The organism is Candidatus Protofrankia californiensis, from assembly GCF_900634765.1.
Taxonomy (GTDB): Bacteria; Actinomycetota; Actinomycetes; order Frankiales; family Frankiaceae; genus Protofrankia; species Protofrankia californiensis.
In genome coordinates this window covers 1-11,281 of record NZ_CAAAFT010000439.1, presented here as the reverse complement: position 1 = coordinate 11,281, position 11,281 = coordinate 1, and the positions used below count along the sequence as shown (strand labels likewise).

7 protein-coding genes and 1 pseudogene are annotated in these 11,281 nt (G+C 67.8%); 4 read left to right on the top strand and 4 right to left on the bottom strand.

Annotated features, from left to right (window positions below):
* The 3 genes and pseudogenes from DD1DGNOD_RS27450 to DD1DGNOD_RS22715 all read left to right on the top strand — a co-directional run.
* A pseudogene (locus DD1DGNOD_RS27450) lies at window positions 1–1,046 on the top strand (hypothetical protein); the annotation flags it as partial.
* A gap of 436 nt (window positions 1,047–1,482) precedes the next feature.
* Window positions 1,483–3,750 carry a hypothetical protein gene (locus tag DD1DGNOD_RS22720; protein ID WP_131768497.1) on the top strand — a complete coding sequence of 756 codons (2,268 nt, stop codon included), beginning with the start codon at window positions 1,483–1,485 and terminating at the stop codon, window positions 3,748–3,750.
* A gap of 312 nt (window positions 3,751–4,062) precedes the next feature.
* A complete protein-coding gene (locus tag DD1DGNOD_RS22715) occupies window positions 4,063–5,334 on the top strand; it encodes an ABC transporter substrate-binding protein (RefSeq protein ID WP_206443375.1) in 1,272 nt (423 codons plus the stop codon).
* 201 nt (window positions 5,335–5,535) lie between these two features.
* Here DD1DGNOD_RS22715 and DD1DGNOD_RS22710 read toward each other — a convergent pair whose 3' ends face one another.
* The 4 genes from DD1DGNOD_RS22710 to DD1DGNOD_RS22695 are packed head-to-tail and all read right to left on the bottom strand — an operon-like array spanning window position 5,536 to window position 10,576.
* On the bottom strand, window positions 5,536–6,132 hold the full coding sequence (locus DD1DGNOD_RS22710; protein ID WP_131768495.1) for a GTP-binding protein: 597 nt from the start codon (window positions 6,130–6,132) through the stop codon (window positions 5,536–5,538).
* A complete protein-coding gene (locus DD1DGNOD_RS22705) occupies window positions 6,113–6,472 on the bottom strand; it encodes a DUF742 domain-containing protein (protein WP_131768494.1) in 360 nt (119 codons plus the stop codon). The genes DD1DGNOD_RS22710 and DD1DGNOD_RS22705 overlap by 20 nt, the downstream gene beginning before the upstream one ends.
* A gap of 25 nt (window positions 6,473–6,497) precedes the next feature.
* Complete coding sequence (locus DD1DGNOD_RS22700) at window positions 6,498–6,920, bottom strand: roadblock/LC7 domain-containing protein (RefSeq protein ID WP_131768493.1); 423 nt, start codon at window positions 6,918–6,920, stop codon at window positions 6,498–6,500.
* Entirely contained in the window at window positions 6,917–10,576 is a 3,660-nt protein-coding gene (locus tag DD1DGNOD_RS22695) for a sensor histidine kinase (RefSeq protein WP_241255929.1), read from the bottom strand. The genes DD1DGNOD_RS22700 and DD1DGNOD_RS22695 overlap by 4 nt, the downstream gene beginning before the upstream one ends.
* A gap of 354 nt (window positions 10,577–10,930) precedes the next feature.
* Here DD1DGNOD_RS22695 and DD1DGNOD_RS22690 point away from each other — a divergent pair.
* The coding region (locus DD1DGNOD_RS22690; RefSeq protein WP_241255930.1) for a glutamine amidotransferase-related protein at window positions 10,931–11,281 on the top strand (351 nt) is incomplete at its 3' end.

Below are 11,281 nucleotides of genomic sequence, written 5' to 3'. Positions count from 1 at the left end.
TCACCGGCGACGTCACCGGCGACGTCACCCCAGCCGACGCCACCGGGGAGTTCGCGGTGGGACACCCGTCGCAGGGCACGTCGGGCTGGTCCGTTTCGGACGAGACACTGTTGCCGGGCGCGGCCTGGTCGGAGCCGGTGCAGGCTGATGCCCGGGACACCGCACGGGCGGGCGTCGACACGCTGCTGCCGAGCGGGCAGGGCGGGCCGGGTGGATGGCCGTTTCAGGACGGTGACACGTCGTTTCAGGACGGTGATACTCGGATCGGTGTGGTCGGGACCGACACCAGCGTCGCAACCGTTTACGGGTCCTCCTGGCAGGGCTATCCGTTCCGCGAGTCCGATCCGGGGATGGGGCCGGCGACGAGCTTCGGCACTGTCGACGCCTCGGCTACAAGCGAGATCGCTCAGCCCGATGAGGCTGTCCGAGGACTGCCCGGGCCGTTCGGCGTGGTGGACGTCATCTCACTCGGACCTTCCCGGGACGGTGGCGCACCCGGCTCTGATACCGGTACCGACGAGCTGGGATCCCACCCGCGGGCCCCGGCCGGCGCGCGCAGACAGCACCGCAGGCGCCGGGCTGGTCGCCAGGCGTTGGCAGCCCGGTCCGGTCCGGGCGGTCACGACGTCTCCCCGGGGCCTGCGGGACGGATGGCCCGGGTCCTGTCGTCGGTCACCGTGCTACCGCGTCGTGTACTGATCGGTACGGCAGCGGTGCTGATGCTCCTGGTCGGCGTCGGCGGGTATCTGACTTTCGGCGGGGGCGGGGGGGACGTGGCGGTCGGTGCGCCGGTCGAGGCCACCGCGGGCCCCTCCACGGGCGCGGTGACCGGCGGGCCCCTGCGGTACAGCGAACCGCTGCGCACGGCCTACCTGCAGGAGTGTATGCAGGTCAGTAACGGACTTCGGGCCTACTGCACATGCACTCTGGAGAAGCTGGAAGCCGGCTACTCGCAGGACCGGTACGAGGCCTTCAACAAAAATGTGAATTCGCCGGAGACGACCAGGATCATCCGCGAGATCTCCGATCAGTGCGTGAGCGCCTGATGGCGAACGCTGGTGTACGCTACGTTCGTCCATATTTCTGGTGTTTCGGGGGCGCGCAGGCTTTCGCGGGCACACAAGCCCTTTACCTGGACCTAGGGGGCAGGACATGCCTACCGATGGGCTCTGGTTGAGCGACAATGGCGCGTGGGCATGGGACGCCGTTGCCGGAGCGTGGCGTCCATCGGCGGCGACCGGTGATTCGGGCGGCCCGGTGACAGGCCCTCCTGAGCCTTCCGGCGCACCGGGGCGGAGTGCGGACGACTTCTTCGCGGTCGAGCGGGTCGGGGAGGCCGACGACTGGCCCCATCCGGCTCCCCCTCCGGTTCCGCCGCCGGATTGGCCCGGTTCCCAGGAACCATCAGGCCAGCGATGGCGCGACCGTGCTTTTTCCGCGCCCGATCCGTTCGACGTCTCCGCCAGTCACGACCGACCGACCTTGCCCGGTTATCCCTCCCAGCCGGTCCTGCGCGATCCGCGGGCAGGCGGGTTCCCCGGCGGTGGTGATCCCGCAACGGGTGTGACCGGCGGCTACGGCGGTGGCTGGGATCTGTCCGTGGAAGGTACCGATCACGCCGCTGTCTCCCAGCGTGACACCGGCCCTCCCGACACCGGTCAGGGATCCACGGGCCAGGGTGCCGGTCATCCCTGGCAGCCCGTCTTGGGGCCGACGAGCGTGCGTGAGGCCGGGGCGGACGACCGTCAGCCCGGTGTTCTGCGTGGGTTCGGTTCGCGCTACCCCGACGTTCTGAGCTCCGCCGACGGCCATCGGAACCGCCCGCGTGACGGCGGCGGCCGCGGCGCCCTTCCGGCTGGCGGTGCCTTTTCCGGTGGCGGTCAGCCCGACCGCCGTCGGCTCGACACGGGCGCGGCCAGGCTGGACGAGCGCCAGCCCGGCGGTCCGCAGTCGCTGCCCGGCCGGGTGCCGCCGGCCGGTGTACAGCCAGGCAGTGGCTTCGCGGGGAGCGCCGGATCCTCCCCCGCCCGTGGGCTGGCCGAGTACGGCATCTCCGGACCCGGCGGTAACGGCGCGTCGGGTTCCGGCGGCGTTTTGGAGCGTTACGGAAGCGACCGTCCGGTAAACGGTTACGGATTGGCGGGCCGCCCAGCCGGTTACCCGGCGTCCGCGGGTGGCGATCGTGGATCCCCGGCCCGGCAGCCGGACACCGTCGACCCGTCCGCCGGGCCGGGGAACGGGTCGAGGCCCTACTCGGCAGATGGTCCGATCAGGGCGGCGCAGCTGCGTGATCGCGGACGCGTGCCCTCTGCCGGGCTGAGCCCCTCTCTCACCGACCGGGGTAACCCCTTGGAGGTGGGCTTGGACGTGGGCCCGGCCACCAGGGTCAACGGCCCGACTCCGGTCGGCCACCGGTCGGGTGGATATCCCGATTCCGGGGCTTCTCGACCCGCTGTCCGTGGTCCCGGTGTGGACGATGATGCTCCGGCGACGCCTGACGCACCCCGGCCGACTGCCGGGAGAGCGGACAGTGGCAACGACCGGGCCGTGCTTCTCCCGCCGGCCTACCGTGGCTCGGCTGCTTCTGCGGTTGATCCACTCGTTCCCGTCCGGATGCGCTCACGCACCGCGTCCAGGTCGTCGTCAGCGATGCCCGGGGCCGGGATGCCCGCCGTCGGTGTGCCGGACGGGGCAGCCTTCGCGGACTCCGCTGAGCCGGATCCTTCCTTCACCGGATCCGCGGGGCAGCGCATCGACCCTGTCCTGCGAACCACCGATGCCCTCCGGTCGAGGACCCCTCGGGGCAATGAGCCGTCGTCTCCGGTCGTGCCGTCCGCAGCGCTGGGGCAGTCACTGTCGGAGATGACCACGGCACTGTCAAGGATAGGGTCTGCGCCGGACGCCGGCCCGCACGACACCGGCCCGCACGACACCGGCCCGTATGACACCGGCCCGTATGACACCGATCCCGATGATGACGATGGCTGGAAGCCTTCCAGCACTGTCCGTAAGAAGGCGGGTCGGGCGGGTACGACGACACCACGGGTTTCCTCCTCGCGGGCTGCTTCCGCGAACACCATGGCGCGGGAGCCGGAGCAGCGGTCGAGGGCGTCGGCAGCCGTGAAACGCGCTGGAGGCCGCATGGTCGGCCGGCGCGGTGGGCCGGATCTCGACAGTGATCTCGGCGACGACATCGACAGAGACGACAGAGACGATGGCGGCCCGGGATTCCTGGCGAGCCATCGGCGTGGGTGGGTTGGTCCGTTGGTTGTCGCGACGCTGGTGTCCCTGGTCGCGATTGGGCTGTACGTCCTGCTGTCAGGTGGGGAGGACGCCCCTCCGGCGGCGCAGGAGAAGCCGGTGACTCCTATCTCTCCAGCCGTGGGCTCCGCGACACCGGCCACAAGCAATCCGGACGCCGCTACCGGCCTGGCACTGGTCGACGGCACCTATCGCTGCTATCGGGCCGACGGCGCGGACCTCCGGCTACTTGCCGCGCTGCCGAACAAGTTCGTCGTTGCACGCGAAAGTGGCAGCTACCTCTGGGACGATCAGCAGGGTACCTACTCGATCACAAAGAACAGTTTGAGTACCGATACCGTGATTTTTACCGACCTCCAGTTCACCGGCGGTCCGCTGAAGGACGTCAAGGCGCTGTTCATCGACCGCGTGCGGGACGGCGACGCCGGGAAGGACGCCGGTTTTCTGACCTTCAAGGACGGTTCGAATCGGTGGTGCGCGATCAACTAGCCTCCGACGGCGCGAAAGAGACATCATCACGCCGCCTTCGGCCCACTAGGTGGCGGGGAACCTTCCCTCCCGGATCTCGTCTGGTGCGTGTTGACCAGGACCCAGTGCCCGGGTTTGAACCGGCGTGCGGCAGGATCAGGACTCATGCTCCGATCTGACTGCCCGACACACGCTGGACAGGGACGACCTGGTGACGTTTTGTCGGATGCCGACGGCTCCGTTGTGACCGGCCCGGGCAGGTCGGTCCCGGACCGGCAGGATGATTCCGGTGGGTCTTCCCTGAACCGCCGCAAACTGCTGACCCTGGCTGGCATGACGGCTGCCGGGGTGCCCCTTGCCGCCTGTGGTGGCGGGTCCGGCGGTGGGTCGAAGGCAAAGCGAGCCATCAGGATCGGCTATGTCAGCCCGCAGACTGGCGCGCTGTCCGCGTTCGGTGCCGCGGACAGGTATGTCACCGAGTCCATCCGGACTTTCTTCCAACGCCAGGGCGGGATGATTATTGGCCCGCGTACCTACCCGGTCGAGATCATCGTTCGGGACAGCCAGTCCGACCAGAACCGCGCGGCCCAGGCAGCCGGCGACCTGATTTTCACCGACCGGGTGGACATCGTTCTCGTCGCCTCCACGCCGGAAACCATCAACCCGGTCTCGGACCAGTGCGAGGCAAACGAGATGCCCTGCATTTCCACGGCGGCTCCGTGGCAGTCGTGGTTCAACGGCCGCGGTGGTGACCCGGCCCATCCGTTCAAGTGGACCTATCACTTCTTCTGGGGTCTTGAGGACGTGATCAGGGTCTACCGGGGCATGTGGGCGCAGCTACCCACCAACAAGAAGGTCGGCGTGCTCTGGCCCAATGACGCCGACGGCAGAGCGTTCGCCGATACGACCATCGGGTTTCCACCGGCCATGAACAGTGCGGGTTACACACGGGTGACTCCCCCTCCCTTTGCCGCCGGCACCCTGGACTTCACCCAACAGGTGAACATGTTCAAGGACGCGGGCGTGGATATCCTGACCGGGGTGCTGCCACCGTCGGACTTCGCGCTTTTCTGGGAGAAGGCGGTATCGCAGAACTTCAGTCCGAAGATTATTACCGTCGCCAAGGCACTGCTGTTCCCGCAGTCGGCCCGTGCGCTCGGTCGGGATGGTAACAATCTTGGTACCGAGGTCTGGTGGTCGCCTTATCACCAGTTCCGCAGTTCGTTGACCGGGGGCACCCCGGAGGCGCTTGCCAAGGACTTCACGGACAGGACCGGCGCCCCCTGGGTGCAGACCCTCGGCTTCGTGCACGCGCTCTACGAGGTTGCCACGGAGGCGCTGGCGCAGGTCGGTTCCCCCGGTGACCGGGCGGCATTGGCGGCGGCGATCGGAAAGCTGCGCGTCAACACGATCGTGGGGCCGGTCGGCTTCGGTGGGTCGGCCGACATCCCCAAGAACGTGGCGAAAACACCCCTGGTCGGGGGACAGTGGCGGACGGATGGCGCCAGCTACAGTCTGGTCATCGTCGGCGACGAAACGATCAAGAATATTGCCGCGCAACCAGGAAAGCTGCTGCCTTATACCAAGGCTGTCCAGGGAGTCTGAGTAAACAACTGTCTGGCGGCCGTTGCCCGGCCGTTTCCTGGATTCCCCGGGGCCTCCGACGGGACGGGAACGACCACGACCGGGCGCTTTTCGGCCAGCTTAACTGGGCTCTGGCCGGACGCGGTGAGCCGGACCGAGGTTGCCGGCCCCATCCCCTGCGAGGTCATGTGCGGGCCAGGTTCGTGCTTGTCGGATACGCGGTTAGGTTCTCGCTACCGCTCGTGACATCGTGTGTTCCACCACCGCAATCAACGCGCTTTTCGTCGAGTGACGGTTGCGTGCGTCGCAGGTGATGATCGGCACGCCCTGGGTGATCTGCAGGGCTTCCCGGACGTCGTCGATGGAATGCCGCAGGATTCCGTCGAAACAGTTCACGCCGACGACGAAGGGCAGCTGACGCTGCTCGAAGTAGTCCACGGCGGCGAAACAGTCGGCAAGCCGCCGGGTGTCGGCCAGGACAATGGCACCGATCGCGCCGCGCACGATGTCGTCCCACATGAACCAGAATCGGTACTGTCCCGGCGTGCCGAACAGATAGAGGATCAGATCTTCGTCCAGGGAGACCCGGCCGAAGTCCATCGCGACCGTGGTCGTCGTCTTGTCGGAGATGTGGGTCAGGTCGTCGACATGTGCCCCGGCTTCGGTCATAACAGCCTCGGTACGCAGGGGCACGATCTCGGACACCGACCCGACGAAGGTTGTCTTGCCGGCACCGAAACCACCAGCGACGACGATCTTGACCGAGGTGGTGGCGACGGAGGAGTTTACCCGCCTACGGTCAGAGCTTTCGAAGGCCACTGAGAACCCTTTCGAGCAGCGCGAGATCCGGCGCCTCGTCGCGGTCGGGTTGTTGGTGCACCCGGACGTAACCTTCGTCCGCCATGTCACCCACCAGCACCCTTGCAACTCCGAGGGGAACCCGCAGGCCGGCAGCGATCTCCGCAATTGATCGCACCTGCCGGCACATGGCGGCGATTGTTTGTTGCTCCAGGGCAAGTTGGATTGCCCGTTCCTCGCCAAGGGACGTCGTGACGACAAGCGCCTCGATGGCGAGTTCGTATCGTGAACGCGTCCGACCACCGGTCATCGCGTAGGGACGGACAACCGGCCCTGGGGCATTCGCGGGATCGCTGCTCACCCTGACCCCCTGTGTTTCCGTCGGTTCACCGCGGCAGGATCCCCTGCAGTTCGGCCCGTAGTGCCGGGGTAAGCACGTCCGTGGTTCGGGTTACCAGCAGCGCCATCTCATACCCCACAAGCCCGATGTCGCATGACGGTGCGGCGAGAACCGCCATACTTGCTCCGTCACTGATCGCCATGATGAACAGAAAACCATGTTCCATCTCGACGACCGTTTGTGTCACGTTGCCCGCTTCGAAGACCCGGGCAGCGCCCTGGGTCAGGCTCACCAGGCCCGAGGCGACGGCGGCCAGCTGGTCCGCCCGGTCACGCGGGAATCCGTCCGACACCGCCAGGAGCAGACCGTCCGCCGAGACCACCACGGTGTGCGCGACACCGGGAACTCTGTCGACGAAGTTGTTAATCAACCAGTTGAGGTTCTGTGCGTCTGAGCTCATGGGCGTCACACGTCCTCCTGGGCGTCTCGACGAGAGGTGGGCGCGGCGTCCCTGGTGACATCGCGGCCCTGCCGAACACCTTGGTAGAAGCTGGCGAGCCGGCCGCCGACCGCTTCGGGGGACCGGGAGTGTCCCTCCGGTGACTGACGTTGTGGTCCAGGCTCGGCACTGCCGGGTACAAGATGGGTCATCGGAACGCGCAACGGAAGACCGGCCCGAGTCGTCCCACCGGGAGCCGGCTGGCGGGCTGCTTCCGCCGCATGCCAACCCGTGTCAGCCGCGGACGACCATGATACGGGCCGGGCAGCCGGCGGAGCGGACTGGGTCTCGGCGACACCGGTGGCTACCGTGGTCGGCGGCAACGGCTCTGCCGGGGCAGGCGACCAGACGGGCATGGTGACGTTGGTGGGTGTCGGGCCCTCGCCCTGAGGCCCCGTTCCGGTCGGGCCGGTTGTCGCTGTCGGGCGCGAAGCTCGAGCCGAGGCCGGGAAGGGCGAGGGCGGACGCGTGATTTCGCCACCGGCGGTGATAGCGGCCTGCCCGCCCGGCCGGCTGGCGGACTCCGACGGCCGTGAGTCGCCGCGCAGGTTCGTCGGGCCTCGATGGATTGCCGGCCCGGGACGCCCCAGCGGGGACTGCCCAGGCGTCCTGGGCCGGGTCGGGAGCGCATGCGGGGACGCCGGGGAGTGCCGCTGGAACCACGCGGAGACCGAATCGAAGATCGGAGTTGTGTCGTTGTCGTCGCCATCCCGGTCGGGGGCCGCTTCCTCCACGGCGTTGACGAAGGACGGGTTGTCCAGCGGAGCGGATGCCTGCTCCGGCCCGAAGTCGGGGTGGGCGCCGCCCGGCGGCATGACACCGGACTGTTGCCCCACCTGGGCAGCGGGCGTGAAGAACTGGGCGGCGGGCGCCGGGGGCTGCCGGCTGAACGACGCCGGCTCGCCGGCGCTCGCACCCCGTGCGCCGTTCGCGACGATCCGGTCCGTCGATACCGACGGAGCTGCCCCGGCCGGGCCTGTGTTGTCGGTGTTGCCGATGTTCGCGGGACCCGAGCTGTTTGGATCCATGTTTGTCGGACCGGTGTTGGCTGCCAGGTCCAGGTAGGTCGGACCGGTATCCGGGATGGGGTGGCTCACCGTTCCCGGTCCGCGAGGGATCTCGTAGCCGCCGGGAGGAGACTCGTTCAGGAAGGAGGGATCGGCGTTCGGGCGGTGTTCGGTGATTCTGGAGACCTCCAACGGACCGCTGCCGATGTCATCGCCGAAGGAGCCACCCACGTCCAGTTTCTCGAGCCCGAGATCAGCGGATCCGGTGAACCGGTCGTCCGGTCCGGCGTGGTAGCCGGGGTCGCTGCCGGATCCGTTCATGCTCGGTGCGAGAGGGGGCGGGTTCGTTTCCGGGTCGTTGCGCGGATCGGACGGATGCGGACTGTTGCTCTTGGAGATCGTGCTTCCGTTCACGAGCACGCGGCCGTTGGACTCACCGCGTGACATGCCGTTCCCGAGGGGTATCCCGTCGGACAGCGCGGGGGGAAAGCCGCTGTCGAGTGCTGGATGGCTGGCCGCCGAGCGTCCAGCGGTGAGGGCTGCCGTGGCGCGCGACGGTGTGGCTGAGGCCGGATCGCCAGCCACGACCTTGGCCGGCAGACGTATCACGGCGGTGATCCCACCGGAGGCCGACTCCCGGAGCTGGACCCGGATACCGTGCCGGGTGGCCAGGCGACCGACCGCGAACAGACCCATCGTGCGGGACACCGACACGTCGATGACAGGCGGGCTGGCCAGGCGTTCGTTGATGCGCTCGAGATCCTTGGCGGGCATCCCGATACCACGGTCTTCGATTTCGATTATCGATCCGGCGCCGGGTCCCAGGGAGCGGCTGCTGACCTGCACCTCGGTCGCCGGGGGAGAGAAGGACGTGGCGTTCTCCAGCAGCTCGGCAATGAGGTGCACGACGTCGCTGACGGCGTTTCCGGCGATCGAGACCGAGGCCGCCGCGGTCTGCTTGACCCTCGTGTACTGCTCGACCTCGGAAATCGCGGCGAGGACGACCTCGTTGAGGGGCACGGGGTGGGTCCACCTGCGTGCCGTGTCGGTGCCGGCGAGCACCAGGAGGCTTTCGTTGTTCCGGCGCATACGGGTCGCCAGGTGGTCGAGCTTGAACAGGTTGGAGAGCTGGTCGGGGTCCTGTTCCCGGTTCTCCAGGTCGTCGATCAGTCGCAGCTGCCGTTCGACCAGCCCCTGGCTTCGTCGGGACAGGTTGACGAACATGGCGTTGACGTTGTTTCGCAGCACCGCTTGTTCGGACGCGAGGCGGACGGCTTCCCGGTGCACCTCGTCGAATGCGCGGGCGACTTCGCCGATCTCCTCGTCGGTGTTGATTCCGACCGGTTCGACGTCGGGGTCGATGTTCTGATCGGTGGAGTCACGCAGTCGGCGGACCGCTTCGGGAAGGCGGTGGCCGGCGATGTCCAGCGCGGCCGTGCGCAGCCCGAGCAGGGGGCGCACCAGGGAGCGGGCGACGACCATTGCCGCGAGCAGCGCGGTTGTCAGGATGAGGACGATGAGGAGTCCGGACAGCAACGCGTTGCGCTGAATACTCGAACGGAGTTTCTGGATGCGGTTGCTGGTGTCGTCGTAGAGGGATGCGATGACCTTGCCGTTGAGATCCATCGTGGCCTGGGTCGCCTGCAGCCACTTCGAGCTGTCCAGCTCGAGCTGTTGCCCGATTCGTCCGATCAGAACCGTTTGTACTTCATTACTGGTCTCTGACACGTCCTGACCGGTGAGTGTCGCCCGATACACCCCGACCTGGGACGGGTTCGCCACCGCCTCGAAACGGGAAATCTGGCTCTCGCGTTCCGTGCCGAAGCCCACGAACAGGCGGTAGTCGGTGTTGTCGAAGTGCCCCTTCTGGAGAACTCCGTGGATGAGCGCCTGCTGGGCGGCCAGTTGTTCCCGTGCGCGGATGACGGCGTCGACGGCGTCCACGTCGGCGTTCAGCGTGGCGTCGTCCTGACCCTGCGGAATGAGCGCGGCGAGTTTGATGAGGCTGTCGATCATGCCGGTGTAGGCCACCTGGGCGGAGTCCGGCGAGACCAGGGTCAACGCGGTCGCGCGCACGTTTGCCCGGTGCGACAGCCGGTCCGCGACCGACTGGAGCGCCGCCCGGGTCTGCTCGGTGAAGGCGTCCTGCTGGCCCTTGGCGCTTTCCTCGTACTTCCGCGCAGCCTCGTCGACCTGTGTCTGCAGCGTTTTGAGACGGTCGAAGGAACCCGGCGCACTGCGCAACGCGACATAGCCGACCGTGTAGGTGCGCTCCTGCTCCAACGCGAACACCAAAGTCGTGGCGGCGCGGCTTATTTCCACCATGTCCTGGGCACGGTTGACGTCGCGTGTGCTGGTCAGGACGGTATTGGCCCCGATCGAGGCGTTGACCAGGATGGCGATGATCGGGACAGCGAGGATCGCGATCAGTTTGGTCCGGACCCGCCAGTTCGACGGCGTACCGACGATCGCCGCTATACGCCGCAGGCCGCTGGGACCTTGCGGCGCAATGGCTGGGGCGTCGACGCGCGGTCCACCGCCGTCGGCGGACTCCTCCGGCGTGACTTCTGGTGCCGCAGGAGCGTCGATGCCCGTGCCGGCTATCGGTTGTCTGCGCACGTACCTTCGCAACCTCTCCGCCAGCCTCCCGGAACACGTCGTACCGGGATGGCCCGGTATCGGGCCCGGATGTCCCCTGATAGGCACCTTAGCGGTAGGGCCAGACATCCTGGCAGACGCCTGGCCTAAGCTAGTTGTCCGCGTCCGATCCGGTCCGCGCTGTTTGTTCTTCAGGAACCGTCGAGGGAGCGCGGACACGCAGGGACGCACGCCGCAGGGGTGTTGTTCGGTGGGCTGCCGGGTGTTCCGCCCGTCCTCCGTAGGCTTGGCGTCGTGGACATCGTCACCCCGAAGCCGGCCGGACGCCCGACGGGCGGCGGCCGAGGATCCAGCGCGCCGGTCGCCTCCGGCTCCGTGTCCCCGGCCTCTGCGGCCTTCCGTCCGGCCCACGACACGGTTCTGGTCGTCGACTTCGGCGCACAGTACGCCCAGCTCATTGCCAGGCGGGTGCGCGAGTGTCACGTCTACTCGGAGATCGTGCCCTGGGACGTCTCCGTCGAGGAGATCCTCGCCCGCCGTCCCGCCGCGGTGATTCTCTCGGGTGGACCGAAGTCGGTCTATACACCGGACGCCCCGGAGGTGGACCCAGCGCTTTTCGGCGCCGGGGTGCCGGTGCTGGGTATCTGCTATGGCCACCAGGTGATGGCGCACGCGCTGGCCGGGACGGTGGCGCGCACGGGCGTCGCGGAGTACGGCGCTACCCGG